Annotated in this window: 18 protein-coding genes; 3 read left to right on the top strand and 15 right to left on the bottom strand. The window is 68.7% G+C overall.

Annotated elements, in window-relative coordinates; translation table 11 throughout:
* Positions 1-84 precede the first annotated feature (84 nt).
* Both ACZ7FF_RS00500 and ACZ7FF_RS00495 read left to right on the top strand, forming a co-directional pair.
* Positions 85-1,365 (top strand): hypothetical protein, encoded by a 1,281-nt coding sequence (locus ACZ7FF_RS00500; RefSeq protein WP_470808243.1) that lies wholly within the window; start codon positions 85-87, stop codon positions 1,363-1,365.
* Between the two features lie 116 nt (positions 1,366-1,481).
* Positions 1,482-2,741: an SNIPE associated domain-containing protein gene (locus tag ACZ7FF_RS00495; protein ID WP_470808242.1), complete on the top strand. Its 1,260-nt coding sequence runs from the start codon at positions 1,482-1,484 to the stop codon at positions 2,739-2,741.
* A 757-nt stretch (positions 2,742-3,498) separates the two neighbouring features.
* Here the strand turns inward: ACZ7FF_RS00495 and ACZ7FF_RS00490 are convergent.
* From ACZ7FF_RS00490 to ACZ7FF_RS00440, 11 genes are all read right to left on the bottom strand, one after another.
* Positions 3,499-5,460 carry a TIGR03960 family B12-binding radical SAM protein gene (locus tag ACZ7FF_RS00490; RefSeq protein ID WP_470808241.1) on the bottom strand — a complete coding sequence of 654 codons (1,962 nt, stop codon included), beginning with the start codon at positions 5,458-5,460 and terminating at the stop codon, positions 3,499-3,501.
* A gap of 70 nt (positions 5,461-5,530) precedes the next feature.
* Positions 5,531-7,030 carry a CYTH and CHAD domain-containing protein gene (locus tag ACZ7FF_RS00485; protein ID WP_470808240.1) on the bottom strand — a complete coding sequence of 500 codons (1,500 nt, stop codon included), beginning with the start codon at positions 7,028-7,030 and terminating at the stop codon, positions 5,531-5,533.
* Positions 7,031-7,142: 112 nt separating this feature from the next.
* The gene (rodA, locus tag ACZ7FF_RS00480; RefSeq protein ID WP_470808239.1) at positions 7,143-8,339 is read right to left on the bottom strand and encodes a rod shape-determining protein RodA; all 1,197 of its coding nucleotides are present in this window, start codon (positions 8,337-8,339) and stop codon (positions 7,143-7,145) included.
* Positions 8,336-10,594: a penicillin-binding protein 2 gene (gene mrdA, locus ACZ7FF_RS00475; RefSeq protein WP_470808238.1), complete on the bottom strand. Its 2,259-nt coding sequence runs from the start codon at positions 10,592-10,594 to the stop codon at positions 8,336-8,338. The genes rodA and mrdA overlap by 4 nt, the downstream gene beginning before the upstream one ends.
* A 167-nt stretch (positions 10,595-10,761) precedes the next feature.
* The gene (gene mreD, locus ACZ7FF_RS00470) at positions 10,762-11,439 is read right to left on the bottom strand and encodes a rod shape-determining protein MreD (protein WP_470808237.1); all 678 of its coding nucleotides are present in this window, start codon (positions 11,437-11,439) and stop codon (positions 10,762-10,764) included.
* 13 nt (positions 11,440-11,452) lie between these two features.
* Complete coding sequence (gene mreC, locus ACZ7FF_RS00465) at positions 11,453-12,391, bottom strand: rod shape-determining protein MreC (protein ID WP_470808236.1); 939 nt, start codon at positions 12,389-12,391, stop codon at positions 11,453-11,455.
* 163 nt (positions 12,392-12,554) lie between these two features.
* On the bottom strand, positions 12,555-13,574 hold the full coding sequence (locus ACZ7FF_RS00460) for a rod shape-determining protein (RefSeq protein WP_071374336.1): 1,020 nt from the start codon (positions 13,572-13,574) through the stop codon (positions 12,555-12,557).
* A gap of 271 nt (positions 13,575-13,845) precedes the next feature.
* A complete protein-coding gene (gene ndk, locus ACZ7FF_RS00455; protein ID WP_470808235.1) occupies positions 13,846-14,259 on the bottom strand; it encodes a nucleoside-diphosphate kinase in 414 nt (137 codons plus the stop codon).
* 66 nt (positions 14,260-14,325) lie between these two features.
* The gene (locus ACZ7FF_RS00450; RefSeq protein ID WP_470808234.1) at positions 14,326-14,682 is read right to left on the bottom strand and encodes a DUF4233 domain-containing protein; all 357 of its coding nucleotides are present in this window, start codon (positions 14,680-14,682) and stop codon (positions 14,326-14,328) included.
* Between the two features lie 10 nt (positions 14,683-14,692).
* A complete protein-coding gene (gene folC, locus ACZ7FF_RS00445) occupies positions 14,693-16,207 on the bottom strand; it encodes a bifunctional tetrahydrofolate synthase/dihydrofolate synthase (protein ID WP_470808233.1) in 1,515 nt (504 codons plus the stop codon).
* Between the two features lie 173 nt (positions 16,208-16,380).
* Positions 16,381-19,005, bottom strand: coding sequence for a valine--tRNA ligase (locus ACZ7FF_RS00440; RefSeq protein ID WP_470808231.1), 2,625 nt, complete (start codon positions 19,003-19,005; stop codon positions 16,381-16,383).
* A 137-nt stretch (positions 19,006-19,142) separates the two neighbouring features.
* On the opposite strand from ACZ7FF_RS00440, the gene ACZ7FF_RS00435 reads away from it, so the two are divergent.
* Positions 19,143-20,132, top strand: coding sequence for a hypothetical protein (locus tag ACZ7FF_RS00435; protein WP_470808230.1), 990 nt, complete (start codon positions 19,143-19,145; stop codon positions 20,130-20,132).
* Between the two features lie 66 nt (positions 20,133-20,198).
* Here the strand turns inward: ACZ7FF_RS00435 and clpX are convergent, their stop codons facing one another.
* The 4 genes from clpX to tig all read right to left on the bottom strand — a co-directional run bounded on the left by clpX (position 20,199) and on the right by tig (position 24,803).
* Positions 20,199-21,485, bottom strand: coding sequence for an ATP-dependent Clp protease ATP-binding subunit ClpX (gene clpX / locus ACZ7FF_RS00430; protein ID WP_470808229.1), 1,287 nt, complete (start codon positions 21,483-21,485; stop codon positions 20,199-20,201).
* A 169-nt stretch (positions 21,486-21,654) separates the two neighbouring features.
* Complete coding sequence (locus ACZ7FF_RS00425) at positions 21,655-22,320, bottom strand: ATP-dependent Clp protease proteolytic subunit (protein WP_470809542.1); 666 nt, start codon at positions 22,318-22,320, stop codon at positions 21,655-21,657.
* A 67-nt stretch (positions 22,321-22,387) separates the two neighbouring features.
* Entirely contained in the window at positions 22,388-22,993 is a 606-nt protein-coding gene (locus tag ACZ7FF_RS00420) for an ATP-dependent Clp protease proteolytic subunit (RefSeq protein WP_397987296.1), read from the bottom strand.
* A gap of 439 nt (positions 22,994-23,432) precedes the next feature.
* A complete protein-coding gene (gene tig / locus ACZ7FF_RS00415; RefSeq protein ID WP_470808228.1) occupies positions 23,433-24,803 on the bottom strand; it encodes a trigger factor in 1,371 nt (456 codons plus the stop codon).
* Positions 24,804-24,870 lie beyond the last annotated feature (67 nt).

Here is a 24,870-nt window from a genome sequence, read left to right as displayed (position 1 = left end):
TCAACTTTCCAGCGGCAGTGATCGTCGCTACGGTGAAACTCATAGGGATCGAGTCCTAGGCACCGGGTCTTCTGGGGGGATGTCATGGGCAGGCGTCGCGGTTTCTTCGCGGAGCTGAACTACCAGGCTCAGCAGGCGGAGAAGCGTCGACGGCAGCAGGAGGCGGCCGCCCATCGTGCTCATCTTGCAGCGCAGCGCGAAGCCGAACGAGCCAGGAAGGCACACGAGCGCGCGCAGGCGGCGGCAGCGAGAGCCTCTGCCGCCGAGAAGAAGGCCGCGGAGCGTGAGGCCGCACGGCTCCAGTTGGAGTGCCGTCTCGCCGAGGTCGAGTCCATGAACACCGATCTGGCCAGCGACCTCGCCGATATCGACAGTCTGCTTGCCTGGGCCCTGGAGATGGACGACTACGTCGATCTCGAAGCATTGAAGATCTCGCAGGTTGAGCATCCTCCGTTCGAGCCTGGTGGCCTGGCTGTCCCTACGCCCGAGGTCGCGGAGCCGAAGTACGCCCCTGAGCCCGTGTATCAGGAGCCGACTGCACCCAGCGGCCTCTCAGCCGTGCTTGGCGGGAAGAAGCGGCACCAACGAGCCATCGAGGAGGCCAAGGCCGCTTTTGAGAAGGCGCATGGCGACTGGGAGCTCTCCAGGGATGCTCTCCACAACCGCTACGTCAAGGCAGTGGCCGAGCGCGAGAAGAAGGAAGCCAAGCGCGTGGCGCTACTATTTGCCGCCGAGAAGAAATACAAGCAGGAATGCGAGAAGCGCGAGGCTGAGGCGTCAGCTCACAACGCCGAGCTCACCAAGCTCATCAACGATCTTGCCTTCGATGTCGAATCCGCCATCGAGGAGTATGTCGGCATCGTCCTGTCCAACTCGCTCTACCCCGAGGTCTTCCGGGTCGAGCACGAGCATGCGTTCAATCTCGCATCGCGAGAACTCACGCTTACAGTCAGTGTTCCAGAGCCCTCAGCCGTACCCTCAGTGAAGGGCTACCGATATGTGAAGGCGAAGGACGAGATAACTTCAACTGCCCTGCCGATTCGCGAGAAGAAGGAACGATACGCGAACGCGGTCTGGCAAGTTGCAGTTCGCAGTCTGCATGAAGTCTTCGAGGCTGACCGTGCTGGCAAAATCCACTCGGTTGCACTAACGGTCGGCGTCGATACAATCGACCCCGCCACCGGACTCCCGACCACCGTTCCTCTTGCCGTCGTCGCTGCGGACCGCGAGACCTTCAACGGGTTCGATCTGGCAAGAGTTGTCCCGCAGGCCACCTTGCAGCACCTCGGGGCCGCGATGTCGAAGTCGCCATTCGACCTAGTGCCAGCAGACACCAGTCGCGGCATCCGCGTTCGAGGAAAGTGACGATGCGGTTCAACTCACCGCCAGGGTGGCCGACGCCGCCCGAGGGGTGGACTCCTCCGCCAGGATGGAAGCCAGACCCGGCCTGGCCGGCCCCACCACCTGGCTGGCACCTCTTCGTGTCCGACGACGAGTCCGAATCGGACAACGACGTCGGCGAGTCCGCCACCGCGTCAACCGCCGAAGCCCCCACCGGCGCGACGCAAGGGACACCGGGAACTAGGCCAGACCAGACATTTGCTGGCCCCCCGACTGCGCTACCGTTGGGCGGAGTCGACCCAGCGCCGCTGTTGGCCCGTATCGCTGATCTCGAAGCCGCGCTCGCCACTGCACAAAGTGGCGCCGATGTGATCGATCTCAGCGACCAGCGCGCCTTGCAGGACGTCGGCATCTATCGCTACCACCATCCTCTGGAGAGCGCGGCGGCTTACAAGAACCGGCTCCGCAGCCTCGAGGGCCAAATCGATGACGTCATCAAGAGCGGTCGCGCGATCCTCGCCGCCGACCTGTTTACCTTCGATGGATCTCTGGCACGAGGACGGAAACTGATTGGTGATCTGTCCAAGCTGATGCTACGGGCTTACAACGCGGAGGCCGACAACTGTGTGCGCTCGCTGAGGTCAGGGAACGTACGCACCGCGCAGAAGCGGCTGGAGTCGGCGGTCACGGCGATTGAGAAGCTAGGGGCGATCATGGAGATGCGGATCAACCCCGAGTATCACGCTCTGCGAATCGCCGAGCTCGAACTGACTGCTGACTTCCAGATGAAGGTTCAGGAAGAGCGCGAACGCGCCCGCCAGGAGCGCCAACTTCTCCGCGAACAGCGCCGAGCTGAGCAAGAATTGGCCGCCGAGAAGGAGCGTCTCGAGAAAGAGCGAGCGCACTACATCAGCGTCCTGGAATCCCTCCGCGCCAAAGGGGACGACGCCGCTGTCACCGAACTCTCCCGCCGCCTCGCGGACATCGAAAATGCCATCGCAGCCAACGACTACCGCATCGCCAACATTCGCGCCGGCTATGTATACGTCATCTCCAACATTGGCGCGTTCGGCCCAAACATCGTCAAGATCGGCATGACCCGCCGCCTTGAACCGATGGACCGCGTCAGGGAGCTCGGTGATGCTTCAGTGCCGTTCCGGTACGACGTCCATGCCATGTTCTTTTCCGAGGACGCCGTGACACTGGAGTCCGAACTCCATAAGGCGTTCGCCGATCGACGCGTCAACTTCGTAAACGAGCGACGCGAGTTCTTCTTCGCCACACCATCCGAGGTTCGAGCACTCTTGGCAGACAAAGTAGGCGGCCTGCTTGAGTTCACGGAGGAACCCGCGGCTCTCGAGTACTTCCAGAGCCGTAGCCGCTGGCCGCAGCAAAGCTGAATATGGTCGGAGGCGTCGGGGACAGCACTAGCAGCATCCGCGTCCTCCGAGCCTGGCAACCCATCAGCGCGTGGTGTCCAGGTGGAGCGCGCCACTGTACGAACAGCCTGGACGCCATGGGCCGCGTCTGCTCGGCTCTGCCTGGTGCGATGGCGTGCGGGATGGGAGCACCCCCTCCACACCGCCACGGACCCGCGGCCGCGAACGGCGTCCCCTCCATCGGGGTGCCGGCCAATCCCCCGCCGTAGGCTCTGTCCTGACCGTGACCGTGCACGTGTCGGACTCCACAATCACCGTCGACCTGCACGGCCAGGGCCGGGTGATCCGGGGCACGACCGACGTCCCGGTCCGTAACGTGAAAGCGAACAAGCCCCACGGGGCTCCCTACGCTGTCTAGGCGGCCAAGCATCACCTGGGACCAGAACGTCAGGCATCGGCTGGGATCCGACGTGAGTTGGGCACTCTACGGCGCCGCCCACGAATTCAGGAGTCACAGAACACCGACGGGTCCCTCCCTCAAGGAAGGGGGCTCGCGGGGCCACGCAGTCGCGCACAGACCTGGAACGGACCTCAGACCCACTCCACCTCGGAGACAATGTGCGGAGCTCGTCCAGGGCCCGGCAGCGGCGTCCGAGAGAACACCGGCGGCGCCGACGGACGAGAGCTCGAAGCACCGGCCGCAGCCAACGCCGCAGCGACCTCCTCCTCGCTCACCCCCGCCAGCGCCTCCATCACCCGATCGAGTGCGTCAATCACCTCAGTGCTCGTGACCACTCGCAGCGGGCGCCTGACCAGCGTTTTTGACCGTCAGTGGCAGCAACTTCTTGCCGCTGTTGCTTACTTGTGGCCAAGTATCCATCTGCGGGCACACCCCGCAGTCGAAGCACGGGGTCCAGCGGCAGTCCTCGACCTCGGTCTCGTCGAGGGCGTCCTGCCAGTCCTCCCAGAGCCAGTCCTTGTCGAGGCCGGAGTCGAGGTGGTCCCAGGGGAGGACCTCCTCGTAGGTGCGCTCGCGGGTGGTGTACCAGTCGACGTCGACGCCGAAGGTGGCGAGGGCCTTGTCGGCGCAGGCCATCCAGCGGTCGTAGGAGAAGTGCTCGCGCCAGCCGTCGAAGCGGCCGCCGTCGTCGTAGACCGCGCGGATGACGGCGCCGATGCGACGGTCACCGCGGGAGAGCAGGCCCTCGACGATGCCCGGCTTGCCGTCGTGGTAGCGGAAGCCGATCGAGCGGCCGTACTTCTTGTCGCCGCGGATCTTGTCGCGGAGCTTCTCGAGACGGGCGTCCGTCTCCTCCGCCGACAGCTGCGGGGCCCACTGGAAGGGAGTGTGGGGCTTGGGGACGAAGCCGCCGATCGAGACCGTGCAGCGGATGTCGTTCGACCTCGAGACCTCGCGGCCCTTCTGGATGACGTGGGTCGCCATGTCGGCGATCTGGAGGACGTCGTCGTCGGTCTCCGTCGGCAGGCCGCACATGAAGTACAGCTTCACCTGACGCCAGCCGTTGCCGTACGCGGTGGAGACCGTGCGGATCAGGTCCTCCTCCGAGACCATCTTGTTGATGACCTTGCGCATGCGCTCGGAGCCGCCCTCGGGGGCGAAGGTGAGACCGGAGCGGCGGCCGTTGCGGGTCAGCTCGTTCGCCAGGTCGACGTTGAAGGCGTCCACGCGGGTGGAGGGGAGGGACAGGCCGATCTTGTCCTCCTCGTACCGGTCGGCCAGGCCCTTGGCGATGTCGCCGATCTCGGAGTGGTCGGCCGAGGACAGGGAGAGGAGGCCCACCTCCTCGAACCCGGTCGCCTTGAGGCCCTTGTCGACCATGTCGCCGATGCCGGTGATCGAGCGCTCGCGCACCGGGCGCGTGATCATGCCGGCCTGGCAGAAGCGGCAGCCGCGCGTGCAGCCGCGGAAGATCTCCACCGACATGCGCTCGTGGACCGTCTCGGCGAGGGGCACGAGGGGCTGCTTGGGGTAGGGCCACTCGTCCAGGTCCATGACCGTGTGCTTGGACACGCGCCACGGGACGCCCGACTTGTTGGGTACGACGCGGGCGATGCGGCCGTCCGGCAGGTACTCGACGTCGTAGAACGCCGGGATGTACACCCCGCCGGTCTTCGCCAGGCGGAAGAGGACCTCCTCGCGGCCGCCGGGGCGGCCCTCCGCCTTCCACTCGCGGATGATCCGGGTCATGTCGAGCACGGCCTGCTCGCCGTCGCCGATCACGGCCGCGTCGATGAAGTCGGCGATCGGCTCGGGGTTGAAGGCGGCGTGGCCGCCGGCCAGCACGATCGGGTCGTCGATCGTGCGGTCCTTGGACTCCAGGGGGATGCCGGCCAGGTCCAGGGCGGTGAGCATGTTCGTGTAGCCGAGCTCCGTGGAGAAGCTGAGGCCGAACACGTCGAAGGCCTTCACCGGGCGGTGGGTGTCGACCGTGAACTGGGGCACGCCGTGCTCGCGCATCAGCGCCTCGAGGTCCGGCCACACGCTGTAGGTGCGCTCGGCGAGGACGCCCTCCTGCTCGTTGAGGACCTCGTAGAGGATCATGACGCCCTGGTTGGGCAGGCCGACCTCGTACGCGTCCGGGTACATGAGCGCCCAGCGGACGTCGCACTCGTCCCAGTTCTTGACGGTGGAGTTGAGCTCTCCGCCGACGTACTGGATCGGCTTCTGCACGTGGGGGAGCAGAGCTTCGAGCTGCGGGAAAACCGACTCGACAGGCATCTCGCGAACCTTCATGAGCTGACAGGGGTGACCATTCAGCGTAACCCGGCCGAAGGCCTCTCCCGAACGCTCAGAGGGACACCCCTGCCTTGATCTTCTTCCAGAGGCCGGGGAGGTCCGCCTCCGCCGCCGCGGCTCGCTGCTCCTCGCGGCCGTAGAGGAGGCCGTAGGTGAAGGCGCTCTCGCCCGCCGCGTGGGCGACCGCGGAGAGTTCCCGGAGGGTCCCGCGGGCCATGACGCTGTCCTGGTGTTCGCCGAGGAGGCTGGTGAGGGACTTCATGGAGGAGGCGAGGGAGCGGGCGGGGGCGCCGAGGGCGGGGATGGCGGCCTCGGCCGCGTAGCGGGTGCGCTTGGCCTTCTTGCGGGCCTCGTGGACGGCGAGGTCGCGTTCATGGCCGGGAGGCGCCTTCAGGGCGTGCCGCACCAGGGTGGTGAGCTTGGCGAGGTCCTTGTGCACGGCCTTGGTGAGGGCCTTCCCGGGTTTCCCGGCCGCCGTCTTGCGCAGGGGCGGGTCGGCGAGGAGGGCGTCCAGGGTGTTCAGGAGGGCGAGGTAGCGGGACGAGTCGAGGACGCCGGCGAGGTGGGCGTGGGCGCTGCCGTGCCGGTTCTCGGCCCAGGACGTGAGGCGGTCGTGGACGCGTCCGTCGACCAGGGCGGGCGGCAGGGCGTCGAGGGCTTCGGTCAGGCGTTCGGCCAGTACCTCCTGGTCGCGGTCGAGGCCCAGCTCGCCCGCGAGCCACTTCAGCTCGGCGCCCACGGGGTCGGTGACCTCCCGGTCCAGGACGCCCCGGAAGGTGCGCAGGGTGCTGCGGGCCCGGCGGGTGGCGACCCGCATGCGGTGCACGGAGTCGGGGATGTCTCGGCGGACGGCGGGGTCGAGCTCGACCAGTACGTCCCGCTGGGTGCGGAGGTAGGCGAGGACGTGATCGCCCGCGGTGACCGGCTTGCGGGGCTTGGCCGCCTTGCGATGGGCGCCGGGGGTCTGCTCCAGGGCGCGGGCCAGCTTGGACGGCGAGGCGGACGGTCGTACGCCTGCCTTGCTCAACCGTTTCTCCAGTTGGTCGAGGAGCGCCGGGTCGCCGTCGTCGGCCAGTTCCACCTCGATCTCGGTCCACTGGGCGGCACCGCCCTCGCCGGTGAGCCGCTCGGCGGTGACGGTGTCGATGCTCGCCTCGGCCAGCACGGCGCCGTCGGCGTCGACCAGGTGGCGGACGTCGCGGGCGGAGCGGAGCCGGACCAGGGGGATCAGCTCGGCCTCCCGGACCCGGGAGCGGGCGAGGGCGGCGATCTCCTCGGGGACGGAGTCGGAGAGCGGGGCCTGGATCTCGTCGCGGACTCCGGGGGCGACCGGGAGTTTCAGGTGCCAGCCCGCGTCGGATCCGCCGGTGCGGCGGCGCAGGGTGAGGTGGGCGGCGGCCAGCCGCTGGTCGGCGGTGTCGTAGTAGGTGGCGTCCAGGTCGACCAGGCCCTTGTCCAGGACGGCCGCCACCCCGCCGACTCCCGTCAGGTCGGGCAGCCCGCTGTCATCGGATTCGTACTTGCGCTCGATCTCGCGTTTCGCATCCGCCATGAACCGAATCTAGTGCGCCGTGGGCCGATGCGGCAGAGGCCGTTCCGGGTGAATGGCGGGAAGACTCCCCTCCATCACCTCGTGAACGGCCTCGTGAAGTGCCTGGTGCGTCTCACGCCGACATGGGTCGCTGGACCTTGATCGACTGGAGCAGCCCCACTGCCACCCATACCGCGAACATCGATGATCCTCCGTAGGACACGAAGGGCAGTGGCAGGCCGGTGACCGGCATGATGCCGAGGGTCATGCCGATGTTCTCGAACGACTGGAACGCGAACCAGGCGACGATCCCCGCGGCGACGATCGTCCCGTACAGCTCGGTCGAGTCGCGGGCGATGCGGCAGGCCCGCCACAGGATCACGCCGATCAGGAAGATGATGAGGCCGGCGCCGAGGAAGCCCAGCTCCTCCCCCGCGACGGTGAACACGAAGTCGGTCTGCTGCTCGGGCACGAACTGGCCGGTGGTCTGCGAGCCGTGGAAGAGCCCGGCGCCGGTCAGCCCGCCGGAGCCGATCGCGATGCGGGCCTGGTTGGTGTTGTAGCCGACACCGGCCGGGTCCAGGTCGGGGTTGGCGAAGGCCGCGAAGCGGTTGATCTGGTACTGGTCCAGGATGTGCAGCTGCCAGATGGCGATGCAGCCGACCACGCCGGTGGCGAGCAGGCCGAAGACCCACCGGTTGGAGGAGCCCGAGGCGAGCAGCACGCCCAGGATGATCGCCACCATGGCCAGGACCGAGCCGAGGTCCGGCATGAGCAGCAGGATCATGCACGGTACGGCCGCGAGTCCCAGGGCCTGCGCCACGGTGCGGTGGTCCGGGTACGGCTTGTCGCCCGCGTCCACCCGCGCGGCCAGCAGCATCGCCATGCCCAGGATGATGGCGATCTTGAGGAACTCGGCGGGCTGGATGGAGAAGCCGCCGACCACGATCCAGTTGCGCTGGCCGTTGATGGTGGCGCCGAGCGGGGTGAGGACCACCAGGGCCAGCAGGACCGACAGCCCGTAGAGGATCGGCACCGCGTTGCGCAGGGCGCGGTGGCCCAGCCAGAGCGTGGCGAGCATCAGGGCGAACCCGATGCCGAGGTTCATCAGGTGCCGTTCCAGGAAGAAGTACGGGTCTCCCTGGTTGATCTCGGTGCGGTTGCGGGTCGCCGAGAAGACCAGCAGCGAGCCCATCAGCGACAGCCCGACCGCGGACAGCAGGATGGGCCAGTCGAGGCGGCGGGCCAGTGAGTCGCGGGCGAAGATCCTGGTCCAGCCGGCCCGCTCGGGGCCGTACCCGGAGACGGAGAAGCTGTTCGCGCCGGTCATGAGGGCATCCTCCGGCTTCCCCTGCCGCGGTTCCCGCGTGGTCGCCTGCGGGTGTTGCGGCCGCCCGTGGTGGGCGAGGCGGTGGCGGCGGGCTGCTGGTCGCTGCCGTTGCTCGGGTTGTCCTTCTGGGAGGCCTCGGCGTCCTTGCCCGGGTCGCCGGAGACCTTCGGCGCGGCGATGGTGCCGTCCGTGCGGACCTTCGGCAGGCCCTGCTGCGGCTGCGGCAGCAGTGCCTTCTTGTTGTCGACGGAGCCGTCGCCCTGGACGCCGTAGAGCGCGCTGTAGATGTTGCGCACGGCCTCACCGGAGGCGCCGGAACCCGTACCGGCCTGGGCGATCGTCATGATCACCGTGTAGTCCTTGGAGTAGGTGGCCAGCCAGGAGGTGGTCTGCTTGCCGTAGACCTCCGCCGTACCGGTCTTGCCGTGCAGCGGGATCTTGTCCTGCGGCCAGCCGTTGAACTTCCAGGCGGCCGTACCGCGGGTGATGACGCCCGCGAAGGCGTCGTCCATGCCCTTGAGGGTGGCCTGGGTGACCGGCAGCTTGCGCTGCACCTTGGGCTTGATCTCCTGGACGGACTTGCCGTCGGCGCTGATGACCGCCTTGCCGATGGTCGGCGCGTACTCGGTGCCGCCGTTGGCGACGGCACCGTAGATCATCGCCTCCTGGATCGGCGTGACGAGGGTGTCGCCCTGGCCGATGGAGTAGTTGATCTCGTCACCCTCGCGCATCTTGTTGCCTTCGAGGCAGTTCTCGTAGGCGATCTTCTCGACGTAACTGCCGTCCTTCTTGCCGGACTTGCACCAGGCGTCCTTGTTGGCCTTCCAGTAGTTCAGCTTCCACTGGCGGTCGGGGACGCGGCCGGTGACCTCGTTGGGCAGGTCGACGCCGGTCTCCTGGCCGAGGCCGAACTGGTGGGCCGTCTTGAAGAAGTAGTCCTTCGGCTGGCCCTTCTTGGGGTTGATGCCGCCGTCCCGCTTCCACTCCCGGTCGGCGAGGCCGTAGAAGACGGTGTCGCAGGAGACCTCGAGGGCGCGGCCGAGGGAGATGTCGCCGAAGTTCTCGCCCTCGAAGTTCTTGAAGACCTGGCCGCCGACCGAGTAGGAACTCGTGCACGGGTAGCCGCCGTCCCAGGCGTATCCGGCCTGGACCGCGGCGGCCGTGGAGACCACCTTGAAGGTCGAGCCGGGTGCGGCCTGACCCTGTATGGCCCTGTTCAGCAGGGGGTAGTCGGAGTCCTTGCCGGTGAGGTCCTTGTAGTCCTTGGCGGAGATGCCGCCCACCCAGACGTTGGGATCGTAGGTGGGGGCCGAGGCCATGGCGACGATGCGGCCGGTCTTGGCCTCCATCACCACGACGGCACCGGAGTCGGCCTTGTAGTTCTCGCCGGTGATGTTGTCGAACTGGCCGCGGGCGGCCTTCATCGCCTTGTCCAGCTCGTACTCGGCGACGCGCTGCACCCGGGAGTCGATGCTGGTGACCAGGTTCGAACCGGACTGGGCCGCGTCCGTCTTGGCCTTGCCGATGACCCGGCCGAGGTTGTCCACCTCGTAGCGGGTGACGCCGGCCTTGCCGCGCAGTTCCTTGTCGTACTCCCGCTCCAGGCCGGAGCGGCCGACCATGTCGGAGCGCAGGAACGGCGAGCTGGTGTCCTTGGCCTTCTGGATCTCGTCGTCGGTGACCGGCGAGAGGTAGCCGAGGACCTGTGCGGTGTTGGACTTGCCGGGGCCCGGGTAGCGGCGCACGGCCTCGGGCTCGGCGGTGATGCCGGGGAAGTCCTCGGAGCGCTCCCGGATCTGCAGGGCCTGCCGGGGCGTGGCCTCGTCGGTGATCGGGATCGGCTGGTAGGGCGAGCCGTTCCAGCAGGGCTGGGGGGTGTGGGCGTCGCAGAGGCGGACCTTCTGCATGACGTCGTCGGCCTTCATGCCGAGGATCCCGGCCAGCTTGGTCAGGACCGCCTTGCCGTCGTCGCGCTGCTTCAGCAGGTCGGTGCGGGAGGCGGAGACCACCAGGCGGGTCTCGTTGTCCGCGAGGGGCACGCCCCGGGCGTCCAGGATGTCGCCGCGCACGGCGGGCTGGACGACCTGCTGGACGTGGTTGCCGGACGCCTCCTTCTGGTACTGGGCGCCCTCGCGGATCTGGAGGTACCACAGCCGGCCGCCGAGCGTGCCGAGCAGGGAGAGGACGAGGATCTGGATCACGACGAGCCTGATCTGGACCCGTGGGGTCCGACCGGTCTCGGGGATGTTGGTCACTGCTGCTGCCTCCCCCTCTCAGTGCACGGACGTCTGTGCGCGCGGCGCGTGTGTGCGAACCGACCGCGTGCGTACGCATGATGAACGATCAGTCTGTGAGGCCGCGTTCCGCGAAGGCCGCCCCGTTCGGGTGAACCGCTCGGGCCCCGTGCCCGTCTGACTCGCTTTCACAGCCGCTTGACCCCCTTGATGCGGCCGACCCGTGCGGAGCGGGTGCGGGCCTTGGCCTTGAGCGCGCCGAGGCCGGAGCGCTGGCTGCCGATCCGCAGGCCCGTGCCGGAGGAGAGCCAGCCGGAGGAGATGTCGCTCGCCTTGGCGGAGGTGGCGGTCTCGGTCAGCGGATCGTTGTCGGCGCGCCGGGCCAGCCACATGATCGCCGGGACCACGAAGGGGCCGAGCAGCAGGTCGTACAGGGCGGCGGAGAACAGCAGGCCGGGCAGGCCGACATGGCGGGCGGCGGTGTCGCCGACCAGGGCGCCTACCCCGGCGTAGAGCAGGGTGGAGCCGATCGCGGCGGCGACCACGACGGCCATCGGGCCGGTCACCGACTTCAGGCGGCCGCTCTCCGGCTTGATGAGCCCGGCGAAGTAGCCGGTCACGCAGAGCACGAGCGCGTAGCGGCCGGCCGCGTGGTCCGCGGGCGGGGCGAGGTCGGCCAGCAGGCCCGCGCCGAAGCCGACGAGGGCGCCGCCGACATGGCCGTAGACCATGGCGAGGCCCAGGACGGTGAGCAGCAGCAGGTCGGGGACGGCGCCCGGCAGGTGCAGCCGGGCGAGGACGCTCACCTGGATCACCAGGGCGACGACGACCAGCGCGGTGGAGAGCAGGATCCGGTTGACACGCATGGGGATTCAGCTCCTACTGCTGCTGGTCGTTGGCGTTCGCGCCGGCGGACGGGGTGACGGTGACGGTCACCGTCGGTGTCGGCACCGGTTTCGGTTTGGCCGGGAGGACCTCGTCGCGCGGGTCCTTCTTCGGGGCCTCGACGACCACCCCGACCATGTCGAGCTTGGTGAAGCTGACGTAGGGGGTGACGTAGAGGGTGCGGGTCAGGCCGCCGCCGGAGGGGTCGACGCGGGAGACCACGCCGACCGGCACGCCGGGCACGAACGGCTTGTCGGCCTCGGACCCGAAGGTGACGAGCCGGTCGCCCTTCTTCACCTCGGCCTGGCCGTTGAGCAGTTCCACGCGCAGCGGGCGGTCGCCCTGCCCGGAGGCGAAGCCGAGTTCGTCGCTGCCCTCCATGCGGGTGCCGACGGTGAAGTCGGGGTCGTTGGCGAGCAGCACGGTGGAGGTGTCGGGCCCGACCGTGGTGACCCGCCCGACCAGGCCGTCGCCGTTGAGGACGGTCATGTCCCGCTTGATGCCGTCGTTGGCGCCGACGTCGATGGTGATGGTCCAGGAGAAGCCCTGCGCCGATCCTATGGCGATGACCTGGGCGCCCTTGATGCCGTACTGGCCCTCGCCGGCGATCTTCAGCATGCGGTCGAGCTGGTTGAGCCGGCTGCGGTTGCGGTCGTCGCTGCCGAGCTTCGCCTTGAGGGCCGCGTTCTCCTTCTCCAGCGCGGCGAGCCGGCTGTGCCGGCCACCGGAGTCACGGATGGCGGAGACGGCGTTGCCGACCGGATCGACCACAGAGGACAGTCCGTTCTCCACCGGGCCGAAGGCCGCCGCCGCGGCCTGCCGGGCGCCGTCGACCGGGGAGTTCCGGCCCCCTCGGATGTCCACCGTGATCAACGCGAACGCGATGGCGATCAGCAGGACCAGGAGCAGCCGGCTCTCTTTCGTGTCCCTCACGTGCGGCGGCCGTGCCCTTCCTCAATAGGAATTCGGGAGCCCTTTGCGGTGCGTTTGCGTGAAACGCAAACCCACGGGGCCCATTTGGGGGAGCTTATGCCTCTAATCAACGATCCGCCGTACGAGAGGAGAACGTCTCGTACGGCGGAATCGAAGTGTTACCTCATCTGCGCGGCTGGGCGTCGAGGACCTGCTGGAGCGCCTCGAACTCCTCGACGCACTTCCCGGATCCGAGCGCGACGCTGTCCAGGGGGTCCTCGGCGATGTGGATCGGCATGCCGGTCTCGCGCCGCAGCCGCTCGTCGAGCCCGCGCAGCAGGGCTCCGCCGCCGGTCAGAACGATTCCTCGGTCCATGATGTCGCCGGACAGCTCCGGCGGGCACTTGTCGAGGGTCGTCTTGACCGCGTCGACGATCGCGTTGACGGGCTCCTCGATCGCCTTGCGGACCTCGGCGGCCGAGATGACGACGGTCTTGGGCAGCCCGGACACCAGGTCCCGGCCGCGGACTTCGGTGTGCTCGTCGGCGTCGAGGTCGTACGCGGAACCGATCGTGATCTTGATCTGCTCGGCCGTGCGCTCACCCAGCAGGAGGCTGTACTCCTTCTTGATGTACTGGATGATCGCGTTGTCCAGTTCGTCACCGGCGACCCGGATGGACTGCGCGGTGACGATGCCGCCGAGCGAGATGACCGCGACCTCCGTGGTGCCGCCGCCGATGTCCACCACCATGTTGCCCGTGGCCTCGTGGACCGGCAGGCCGGAGCCGATGGCCGCGGCCATGGGCTCCTCGATGATGTGCACCTGGCGGGCGCCGGCCTGGGTGGACGCCTCGATGACCGCGCGGCGCTCGACGCCCGTGATGCCCGAGGGCACGCAGACGACGACCCGCGGACGAGCGAGGTAGCGCCGCTTGTGGATCTTCAGGATGAAGTAGCGGAGCATGCGCTCGGTGATCTCGAAGTCGGCGATCACACCGTCCTTCAGCGGCCGCACGGCGACGATGTTGCCCGGCGTCCGGCCGATCATCTTCTTCGCTTCGGCGCCGACCGCCAGGATGCCACCGGTGTTCGTGTTGATCGCGACGACGGACGGCTCGTTGAGTACGATCCCGCGACCCCTGACGTACACCAGCGTGTTGGCGGTCCCGAGGTCGACAGCCATGTCACGGCCGATGAACGACATTGAGTTCCCCATCCGGATTCATCTGGCCTTCCCGAGCTTTTGAGGGCATATCAGGTCGGCGAGGCGGGTGCTGTGACGTGAAGGGCTCCATCGTAAACGGGCCTGCACGAACACTGCGCGAGGGTCTCCGCCATTGTCACCAGATGGCGGGCCGCCTCGCTTGTGGAGACGGGCGTTCGGGTTCGCTCGTTCCCTCAATCGCCGGTACCCATGCATGAAAGGGCAGGCCCGGGGGCGGCCCCCGGACCTCACGGCGTGACTGCCGGGAGCGTTACGCGCGGCCGGGGAAGAAGATCTTCACCTCGCGCTCGGCGGACTCCTCGGAGTCGGAGGCGTGGATCAGGTTCTCGCGGACGATCACGCCGTAGTCCCCGCGGATGGAGCCGGGCGCGGCCGCGATCGGGTCGGTCGGTCCGGCCAGCTGGCGCACGCCCTCGATGACCCGCTCGCCCTCGACGATCAGGGCGACCACGGGGCCGGAGGACATGAACTCGACCAGCGGCTCGTAGAACGGCTTGCCGACGTGCTCGGCGTAGTGCTGCTCCAGGGTGGCGCGGTCCAGGGTGCGCAGCTCCAGCGCCGTGACCTGCCAGCCGGCCTTGCGCTCGATACGGCTGATGATCTCGCCGGTCAGGCCGCGACGGACGGCGTCGGGCTTGAGGAGGACGAGGGTGCGCTGGCTCACGGGGGGACTCCTTCTGGGACGGACGTCTGCGGTGGGACGAGGTTACAGGGCGTGTCGGTGCGCCCGTTACGCAGCGTCAGCCGTGGAGGAGCCGCTCTGGGCGGCGAAGCGGGCCTTGGCCTCGTCGACCTTCCGGCCGTAGTGCACCGAGGCCCACCACAGCGCCGCGAACACCGCGCCCATGAAGTACATGGTCGGGACGAAGACGCCGGAGGCGACCAGGGCGATCTGCAGGGCCCAGCCGAGGGCCACCCCGCCGGGACGGGTCACCATGCCGCACAGCAGCACGCACAGCAGCATGGCGATCCCGCTGACCAGCCACACCGTGGACACGGACAGGCCCGGGTCCTTCATGGCGACGAGCCCGGCGAAGCCGATGACGAAGAACTCGCCGATCAGCGTGGACGAACAGAGCGTACGCATTCTGTGAGCCTCAGCCCTTTCCCAGCAGCAGCCGGGCCTCGCCGACCGTGATGACGGAACCGGTGACGAGCACACCGCCGCCCGTGAACTCGCCCTCCTCCTCGGCCAGCGTGATGGCGGCCTCCAGGGCGTCGGGCAGCCGCGGCTCGACCTGGACCCGCTCGTCGCCGAACACCTCGACGGCGATGGCGGCCAGCTCGTCCGCGTCCATGGCGCGGTGGCTGGAGTTCTGGGTGACGACGACCTCGGCGAAGATCGGCTCGAAGGCCTCCAGCAGCCCCCGCACGTTCTTGTCGCCGCTCGCGCCGACCACACCGATCAGCCGGCTGAAGTCGAACGCCTCGCGCACGGCCTCGGCGGTGGCGTGGGCGCCCGCCGGATTGTGCGCGGCGTCCAGCACGACCGTGGGTGAGCGGCGCACGACCTCCAGCCGGCCCGGCGAGGACACGGCGGCGAACGCCTTGCGGACGGTGTCGGTGTCCAGCGGCTCGGCGCGCTGCGCGCCGACGCCGAAGAACGCCTCGACGGCGGCGAGGGCGACGGACGCGTTGTGCGCCTGGTGGGCGCCGTGCAGCGGCAGGTACACCTCGGGGTACTCGCCGCCGAGGCCGCGCAGGGTGAGCATCTGCCCGCCGACGGCGACCTGCCGGTCGACGACGCCGAACTCCAGGCCCTCACGGGCCACGGTCGCGTCGACCTCCACGGCCTTCTTCAGCAGCACCTGGGCGGCGTCCACCGGCTGCTGGGCGAGGATGACGGTGGCGCCCTGCTTGATGATGCCGCTCTTCTCGCCGGCGATCTCCGCGGTCGTCCCGCCGAGGCGGTCGGTGTGGTCCAGGTCGATGGGCGTGACGACCGCGACGTCGCCGTCGATCACGTTGGTGGCGTCCCAGCTGCCGCCCATGCCGACCTCGACGACGGCCACGTCGACCGGCGCGTCCGCGAAGGCCGCGTACGCCATGCCGGTGAGCACCTCGAAGAAGGACAGGCGGTAGTCCTGCTGCGAGTCCACCATCTCGACGTAGGGCTTGATGTCCTGGTACGTCTCGATGAACCGCTCGGCCGTGACCGGGGCGCCGTCCAGGCTGATCCGCTCGGTGACCGACTGCACGTGCGGGCTGGTGTAGCGGCCGGTGCGCAGCTCGAAGGCGCCGAGCAGGGCCTCGATCATGCGGGCGGTGGAGGTCTTGCCGTTGGTGCCGGTGATGTGGATCGAGGGGTACGACCGCTGCGGCTCGCCCAGGACGTCCATGAGCGCGGCGATGCGGGCGACCGAGGGCTCCAGCTTGGTCTCGCCCCAGCGGGTGGCCAGCTCCGTCTCGACCTCGCGCAGGGCCCTGTCGACCTCGGGGTCCTCCGGCCGCGCGGGTACGTCGGCGTACGGCTGCCCGCCCTGGGTTCGCAGGGTGCGGCTGCCGGCCTCGATCACGGCGAGGTCGGGGTCGCGGCTCGTCTCCTCGTCGATGATCTCGTCGAAGCCGTCGAGGGGGTCGGGCGTGTCACTGGTGCCGGGGTGCTCGCTCACGGGGCCAGTCTACGGAGCGGGCGGTGCCTTCGCGGCGCCGGTATGGGGTGGCTTGTCTCGCCGGTCTCCCGCGCGGCCCGTCATGGCCGGTCGCGCGGTTCCCCGCGCCCGTCGGGGTGTGCGAAGGCCCCGGTGCCTCAAGGGCGCCGGGGCCTTCGGTGCCGTACGGCCGCCTACGCCTGCGGCAGCCTCTCCAGCTGGGACTGGATGCGGGCGATGTCCTCGTCGGCCTTGGCGAGGCGGGTGCGGATCTTGTCCACCACGTTCTCCGGGGCCTTGGCGAGGAACGCCTCGTTGCCGAGCTTGGCGTTGGCCTGGGCCTTCTCCTTCTCGGCGGCGGCCAGGTCCTTGGCCAGGCGCTTGCGCTCGGCCGCCACGTCGATCGTGCCGGACAGGTCGAGGGCGACCTCTGCGCCGGCGACCGGAAGGGTGGCCGTGGCGGTGAAGGCGTCGCCCTCCGGCTGGAGGCGCAGCAGCTGGCGGATGGCGGCCTCGTGCGGGGCGAGGGCCGTACCGTCCAGGGTCAGGCGCGCCGGGACCCGCTGGCCGGGCTGGAGGCCCTGGTCGGCGCGGAAGCGGCGGACCTCGGTGATGACGGACTGCAGGCTCTCGATCTCCCGCTCGGCCGCCGGGTCGCGGAATCCGCTGTCCTTCGGCCACTCGGCGACGACGACCGACTCGCCGCCGGTGAGCGTCGTCCACAGGGTCTCCGTGACGAACGGGACGACCGGGTGCAGCAGCTTCAGGGTGACGTCGAGGACCTCGCCCAGGACCCGCTTGCTGACCTCGGCCGGCTCGCCGCCCGCCTGGAAGACGGTCTTGGACAGCTCGACGTACCAGTCGAAGACCTCGTCCCACGCGAAGTGGAAGAGGGCGTCGGAGAGCTTCGCGAACTGGAAGTCCTCGTAGTGGGCGTCGACCTCGGCGACCACCGAGTTCAGCCGGGAGAGGATCCAGCGGTCGGTCGCCGACATCTTCGACGCCTCGGGCAGGGGGCCGTCGACCGTCGCGCCGTTCATCAGCGCGAAGCGGGTCGCGTTCCAGATCTTGTTGGCGAAGTTGCGGGAGCCCTGGACCCAGTCCTCGCCGATCGGGACGTCGACGCCCGGGTTGGCGCCGCGCGCGAGGGTGAACCGGAGCGCGTCGGAGCCGTACTTGTCCATCCAGTCCAGCGGGTTGACCGCGTTGCCGAAGGACTTCGACATCTTCTTGCCGAACTGGTCGCGGACCATGCCGTGCAGGGCGATGGTGTGGAACGGCGGGGTGCCGTCCATCGCGTACAGGCCGAACATCATCATCCGGGCGACCCAGAAGAAGAGGATGTCGTAGCCGGTGACCAGGACGGAGTTCGGGTAGAACTTCGCGAGCGACTCGGTCTGTTCGGGCCAGCCCAGGGTGGAGAAGGGCCACAGGCCGGAGGAGAACCAGGTGTCGAGGACGTCGGTGTCCTGGTGCCAGCCCTCGCCGGTGGGAGCCTCGTCGTCGGGGCCGACGCAGACGACCTCGCCGTTCGGGCCGTACCAGACCGGGATGCGGTGGCCCCACCACAACTGCCGCGAGATGCACCAGTCGTGGAGGTTGTCGACCCAGTCGAAGTACCGCTTCTCCATCTCCTGCGGATGGATCTTGACCTTGCCGTCGCGGACCGCGTCACCGGCGGCCTTGGCGAGCGGGCCGACCTTGACCCACCACTGCATGGACAGCCGCGGCTCGATGGTGGTCTTGCAGCGCGAGCAGTGGCCGACGGAGTGGACGTACGGCCGCTTCTCGGACACGATCCGGCCCTCGGCGCGCAGCGCGGCGACGATGGCGGAGCGGGCCTCCAGGCGGTCCAGGCCCTGGAAGGGGCCGTGGGCCGTGATGACGGCGTGCTCGTCCATGATCGTGAGCGACGGCAGGTTGTGCCGCTGGCCGATCTCGAAGTCGTTCGGGTCGTGGGCCGGGGTCACCTTGACGGCGCCGGTGCCGAACTCGGGGTCGACGTGGGCGTCGGCGACGACCGGGATGGAGCGGGCGGTCAGCGGCAGCTTGACGAGCTTGCCGACCAGGTGCCGGTACCGCTCGTCCTCCGGGTGAACGGCGACGGCGGTGTCACCGAGCATGGTCTCGGCGCGGGTGGTGGCGACGACGATGGTCTCGTCGCCGTCGCCGTACTTCATGGAGACGAGCTCGCCGTCGTCGTCCTGGTACTCGACCTCGATGTCGGAGATCGCGGTGAGGCACCGGGGGCACCAGTTGATGATGCGCTCGGCGCGGTAGATCAGCTCGTCGTCGTAGAGCCGCTTGAAGATGGTCTGGACGGCCTGCGAGAGGCCCTCGTCCATGGTGAAGCGCTCGCGGGACCAGGCGACGCCGTCGCCGAGGCGGCGCATCTGACCGCTGATCTGGCCGCCGGACTCCCCCTTCCACTGCCAGACGCGCTCGACGAAGTCCTCACGGCCGAGGTCGTGGCGGGACTTGCCCTCCTTCGCCAGCTCGCGCTCGACGACGTTCTGGGTGGCGATGCCGGCGTGGTCCATGCCGGGCTGCCACAGCGTCTCGTGGCCCTGCATGCGCTTACGGCGGGTCAGGGCGTCGATGAGGGTGTGCTCGAAGGCGTGCCCGAGGTGCAGCGAGCCCGTGACGTTCGGCGGCGGGATGACGATCGTGTACGGCGGCTTGTCGCTCTTCGCGTCCGCCTCGAAGTAACCGCGCTCTACCCAGCGCTCGTACAGCGGCCCCTCTACATCGGCCGGCGCGTACTGGGTCGGCAGTTCGGAGTCGGGCGCGGGTGGCTGCTGATGAGCGTTCTCGGTCACGGGGGTCAGTTTAGAGGTGTCACGGGGCGGTCCCGAAACGCGTTTGTTCTGTAACGGTGCGGCCCCCGGTGCCGTGCGGTTTCCGGGCCTGGTCCAGGATGTCAGGAACACATAAGCGTCCTAGGGGGAACCCAGAAATGAGCAACAACCAGCCGGGCCCGTACGGCCAGCCACCCCAGCAGCCGGGTCCCTACGGCCAGCCTGGGCAGCCTGGTGCGTACGGCCAGCCGGGGCCCTACGGGCAGCCGCAGCCGGGTCAGCCCGGTCCGTACGGCCAGCAGCCGCAGGCTCCGCAGCCCGGCTACGGCTACCCCCAGCAGGCACCTCAGCAGCCTGGGTACGGCTACCCGCAGCAGGGCGCGCCGCAGCAGCCGGGATACGGCCAGCAGCCGGGTCCCTACGGCCAGCAGCCCTACGGCATGCCGCAGGCGCCGCAGTCGGGCGGCGGCGGCAAGAAGACGGCCCTCGTCATCGTCGCGGTCGCCGTGGTGGCGGTGATCGCGGTCGCGGCGTACTTCCTCATCGGCGGCAGCGGCGGCGCTAGCGTCGCGGACGACGGCCCGCACAAGCTGATCACGCCGCAGTCGGTCCTCGGCGGGCAGTACACCCAGTCCGCCGACGAGGGCGGTGGCTCCTCGGTGAGCGACGAGGACATGGCGAACTTCAAGACGGCCGGGGTCCAGGACGCGAAGGGCGTGCAGGCCGGCTACAAGGCGGGCAGCGGTCTCACGGCCAAGAGCCTGTCGTTCGAGGGCGCGTACGGAACCATCAAGGACCCCGAGGCGACCGTCGACGCGATGTTCGCCAAGATGAAGACCGAGTCCGAGAAGCAGACCAGCGGCGACCAGACCAAGGGCAAGCTCGTCGGCTCCCCGGAGACGATGTCCCCGTCGGGCTTCAGCAACGGCATCATGAAGTGCCAGGAGAGCCAGGTCACGAACAACAGCGCGGGATCCGGCCTGCCGAAGACCGTGGCCGTGCCGATCTGCATCTGGGGCGACCACAGCACCGTCGCCATGGTCCTCTCGTTCGACGTGGCCGGTCTGGCGTCCGGCAAGGGCGCGAGCATGCAGGACCTCGCGGACACGGCCGCCAAGCTGCGCAACGACGTCCGCGTCAAGGCCTGACGGCCGCAGGACGCGCGAAGGGGCCCCGGTCGGTCGACCGGGGCCCCTTCCGTACGCCGGTGGCGGTTACGCCGTCTTCTGCTCGCCCGAGCCACGGCCGCGCGCGTCGCGGGGGATGAGGGTCGGGTTGACGTTGGAGAGGACCACGTCGGCGGTGATGACCACGCGGGCGACGTCCTTGCGGGACGGGACCTCGTACATCACGCCCTGGAGGACCTCCTCCATGATGGCGCGCAGTCCGCGGGCGCCGGTCTGGCGGAGGATGGCCTGGTCGGCGATGGCCTCAAGCGCCTCGCGCTCGAAGTCCAGCTCCACACCGTCGAGTTCGAAGAGGCGCTGGTACTGCTTCACGAGCGCGTTGCGGGGCTCCACCAGGATCTTCAGGAGCGCCTCGCGGTCGAGGTTGTGGACCGAGGTGATCACCGGGAGACGGCCGATGAACTCGGGGATCATGCCGAACTTGACCAGGTCCTCCGGCATGATGTCCTCGAAGACGTCCTTGGACTCCAGCTCGCGCTTGGAGAGGATCGTCGCGCCGAAGCCGATGCCCTTGGCGCCCGCCCTGGCCTCGATGATCTTCTCCAGGCCGGCGAAGGCACCGCCCACGATGAACAGGACGTTCGTCGTGTCGATCTGGATGAACTCCTGGTGCGGGTGCTTGCGGCCGCCCTGGGGCGGGACGGAGGCGGTGGTGCCCTCGAGGATCTTCAGCAGGGCCTGCTGGACGCCCTCGCCCGAGACGTCCCGGGTGATCGAGGGGTTCTCGCTCTTCCTCGCCACCTTGTCGATCTCGTCGATGTAGATGATCCCGGTCTCGGCCTTCTTGACGTCGTAGTCCGCGGCCTGGATCAGCTTGAGGAGGATGTTCTCGACGTCCTCGCCCACATAGCCCGCCTCGGTCAGCGCCGTGGCGTCGGCGATCGCGAACGGGACGTTCAGCATGCGCGCGAGGGTCTGCGCGAGGAGCGTCTTGCCGGAGCCCGTGGGGCCCAGCAGGAGGATGTTGGACTTCGCCAGCTCGATGGCGTCGTCACGGCCGCTCGCGCCGCCGTTCTCGCCCGCCTGGACCCGCTTGTAGTGGTTGTACACCGCGACCGACAGGGCCTTCTTGGCGGCCTCCTGGCCGACCACGTAGCCCTCGAGGAACTCGTAGATCTCGCGGGGCTTGGGCAGCTCCTCCCAGCGCACCTCGCTGGTCTCCGCGAGCTCTTCCTCGATGATCTCGTTGCAGAGATCGATGCACTCATCGCAGATGTACACACCGGGCCCTGCGATGAGCTTCTTGACCTGCTTCTGGCTCTTGCCGCAGAACGAGCACTTGAGCAGATCGCCGCCGTCACCGATGCGTGCCACGGTGTGCTTCCCCTTCGCCTGGGAGACGCCTGGACACTGGGGTCCAGCGGCTCCTGGTGCTGCCTTATGTCCGACGGTACCTTGCCGGGCCCGGTGTTCGGGCCCCCCTTGGCAGGGTTCACTTTGACGTGAACCCCGCCAAGAGGGGCACAAAGTGCGCCGCTCCGCCTCAGCGGACCTCGGCGTTGTTCAGCTTGCGGGTGGAGATGATCTGGTCGACGAGGCCGTACTCCAGCGCCTCCTCGGCCGTGAGGATCTTGTCGCGCTCGATGTCCTCGCGGATCTTCTCGATCGGCTGGTTCGAGTGCTTCGCCAGCATGTTCTCCAGCTGCTCACGCATCCGGGTGAACTCCTTGGCGATGATCTCCAGGTCGGAGAGCTGACCGCGGCCCGTGGAGCCGGCCGGCTGGTGGATCAGCACACGGGAGTTCGGCAGCGCCATGCGCTTGCCCGGGGTGCCGGCGGCCAGCAGGATCGCCGCGGCGGAGGCCGCCTGGCCCATGCAGACCGTCTGGATGTCGGGCTTCACGAACTGCATCGTGTCGTAGATCGCCGTCAGGGCGGTCATGTCGCCACCGGGGCTGTTGATGTAGATCGAGATGTCCCGGTCCGGGTCCATCGACTCCAGGCACAGCAGCTGCGCCATCACGTCGTTGGCGGAGGCGTCGTCGATCTGGACGCCCAGGAAGATCACGCGCTCCTCGAAGAGCTTCGCGTACGGGTCGTACTCGCGGATGCCCTGGGAGGTGCGCTCGACGAAGCGCGGGATGACGTAGCGGTTGTCGGGGCGGGGCCCTTCGTACATGCCGCTGGCGGCGCCGTGGAAGTTGGTCATGGGGTTCACCGTCCTGGTGGCGTTCTGGAGGCTGGGGTCGTGGCGGTGCGTGGCGTGGCCGGGCCGGTCAGGCACCGGTGCCACCGCCTCCCGGAACACCCGAGGCGTTCGTGATGATCTCGTCAATGAGACCGTACTCCTTGGCCTCTTCCGGGGTGAACCAGCGGTCGCGGTCGGCGTCGCGGGTGATCGTCTCGAACGTCTGGCCGGAGTGCAGGGCGGTCAGCTCCGCCATGCGCCGCTTGGTGCGCAGCAGGTACTCGGCCTGGATCTTGATGTCCGTGACCGAGCCGCCGAGGCCCGCGGAGCCCTGGTGCATCATGATGTCGGCGTGCGGCAGGGCGAATCGCTTGCCCGCGGCGCCGCCGGTCAGCAGGAACTGGCCCATGGAGGCCGCCATGCCCATGGCGATGGTGACCACGTCGTTCGGGATGTACTGCATGGTGTCGTAGATCGCCATGCCGGCCGTCACCGAGCCGCCGGGGCTGTTGATGTAGAGGTAGATGTCCTTGTCGGGGTCGGCGGCGAGGAGCAGCAATTGTGCGGTGATCTTGTTGGCGATGTCGTCGTCAACCTGCTGGCCGAGGAAGATGATCCGCTCGCCGAGCAGCCGGTTGTAGACCTGGTCGCCGAGGCCACCACCGATGGAAGGCTCGCCGGCGGCGGAGGGCATCAGATTCGTCACGTATCCACCTGCTCGTCTTACGACGGCGCCGGGCCGTCTCACGTCGTCCTGCCGGGGGCTGGCGGGGGTTTCAGGAGACTCCCCTGCCCCCGTACTCATGGACCCTAACGCTCAGGCCCCTTCGGGGAATCCCGGAGATGGGGGTGTTCGCCGGGGGCGTAGCGGCTCCGCGGTGGGGCCGGGTCCGGATCCGGGGGGTGCGGAGCGGCCCCCACCGGGCTCGCGGGCCGTGTACGGCCGGTCGCGCCCCGCGACGGAGCGGCACACGGCGGACGGGCCGCCGGCCTTGCAGGCGGCCGGTCCGGCTTCCCCCCGCGGGAACGGTTCCGCGTTCGGCCGGGCGGGTCCCGGGGGTACGACGCGGGCCCCCGGGAGCACACAGTCCCGGGGGCCCGTCGTACGCGCTTCAGAGGCGCCGCGGGGCCGCTCAGCCCTCGGCGTTCTCCTCGGAGGTCTCCGACGCCTCGGCGGCCTCGGTCTCCTCCTCCTCGTCGTCCAGGTCGACGACCTCGCCGTTGGTGTCCTTCACCGTGGCGGCCTCGACCACGACGGCCAAGGCCTTGCCGCGGGCGACCTCGCCGACGAGGAGCGGCACCTGGCCACCCTCGACGACGGCCTGGGCGAACTGGTCGGGGGACATGCCGGAGGAGGCCGCACGCCGCATGAGGTGCTCGGTGAGCTCCTCCTGGTTGACGTTGAGCTGCTCCTTCTTGACCAGCTCGTCGAGGACGAACTGGGTCTTGATGCCCTTGACCGCGGCCTCGCGGGTCTCGGTCTCGAACTCCTCGGCGGTCTTGCCCTGGATCTCCAGGTACTTGTCGAGGGTGAGGCCCATCTGGCCGAGCTGGTGGTGCTCCAGGTTGTGCTTGCGGGTGTTGACCTCGTCCTCGAGCAGCTTCTCGGGGACCGGGACCTCGACCAGCTCGAGCAGCTTCTCCAGGACGCGCTCCTGCGCCTGGGTGGCCTGGTCGAACTGCTTCATGTTCGCGAGGCGCTTGCGGCTGTCGGCCCTCAGCTCCTCCAGGGTGTCGAACTCGGAGGCGAGCTGCGCGAACTCGTCGTCCAGCTCGGGCAGTTCGCGGGCGGCGACCTGGGTGACCTTGACGGAGACCTCGGCCTCCTTGCCCGCGGCGGAGCCGCCCTTCAGCTCGGAGGTGAAGGTGGCCTCCTCGTCGGCGGACAGGCCCTTGACGGCGTCGTCGATACCGTCCAGCAGCTCACCGGAGCCGATGGTGTAGGAGACGCCGTTGGCGATGCCGTCCTCGAGGACCTCGCCGTCGACCTTGGCCTCAAGGTCGATGGTGACGACGTCGCCGTCCTCGGCGGCACGCTCGACCGGCGAGGTGGAGGCGAAGCGCTCGCGCAGCTGCTCGACCGACTTCTCGATGTCCTCGTCGGTGACCTCGACGGCGTCGACCTCGACCTCGATGCCGGAGTAGTCCGGAATCTCCAGGGCGGGACGGACGTCGACCTCGGCGGTGAAGTTCAGCGTCTCGCCGTCCTTCAGCTCGGTGATGTCGACCTCGGGCTGGCCCAGCACGTTGAGCTCGGCCTCGTTGACCGCCTCGGTGTAGAACTTCGGGAGCGCGTCGTTGACCGCCTCCTCCAGCACCGCACCGCGACCGAACCGCTGGTCGATGACGCGGGCCGGGATCTTGCCCTTGCGGAAGCCCTTCACCGTGACCTGCTGGTTGATCTTCTTGTACGCCGCGTCGAGGCTGTCCTTGAGCTCCTCGAAGGGCACCTCGACAGTGAGCCGAACCCGGGTCGGGTTCAGGGTCTCCACGGCGCTCTTCACGGTTCGGTCTCCTTGTGGCTGACTTCTCGGGTTCTGCCGGAGCCAGACTGGTCCGGCGGATTTCGCC

Source organism: Streptomyces sp. NPDC037126 (genome assembly GCF_055605965.1).
This window is presented reverse-complemented; position numbering and strand designations above follow the sequence as displayed.

Bases quoted from the DNA above. Each gene is read 5' to 3' on its own strand.
- ACZ7FF_RS00500 (WP_470808243.1), top strand. From the start codon at position 85: ATGGGCAGGCGTCGCGGTTTCTTCGCGGAGCTGAACTACCAGGCTCAG.
- mreD (WP_470808237.1), bottom strand. From the start codon at position 11,439: ATGCGTGTCAACCGGATCCTGCTCTCCACCGCGCTGGTCGTCGTCGCC.
- ACZ7FF_RS00485 (WP_470808240.1), bottom strand. From the start codon at position 7,030: ATGGCGGATGCGAAACGCGAGATCGAGCGCAAGTACGAATCCGATGAC.
- ACZ7FF_RS00425 (WP_470809542.1), bottom strand. From the start codon at position 22,320: ATGACCAACTTCCACGGCGCCGCCAGCGGCATGTACGAAGGGCCCCGC.
- ACZ7FF_RS00460 (WP_071374336.1), bottom strand. From the start codon at position 13,574: ATGTCGTTCATCGGCCGTGACATGGCTGTCGACCTCGGGACCGCCAAC.
- ACZ7FF_RS00490 (WP_470808241.1), bottom strand. From the start codon at position 5,460: ATGCCTGTCGAGTCGGTTTTCCCGCAGCTCGAAGCTCTGCTCCCCCAC.
- ACZ7FF_RS00420 (WP_397987296.1), bottom strand. From the start codon at position 22,993: ATGCCCTCCGCCGCCGGCGAGCCTTCCATCGGTGGTGGCCTCGGCGAC.
- ACZ7FF_RS00435 (WP_470808230.1), top strand. From the start codon at position 19,143: ATGAGCAACAACCAGCCGGGCCCGTACGGCCAGCCACCCCAGCAGCCG.
- rodA (WP_470808239.1), bottom strand. From the start codon at position 8,339: ATGACCGGCGCGAACAGCTTCTCCGTCTCCGGGTACGGCCCCGAGCGG.
- ACZ7FF_RS00450 (WP_470808234.1), bottom strand. From the start codon at position 14,682: ATGCGTACGCTCTGTTCGTCCACGCTGATCGGCGAGTTCTTCGTCATC.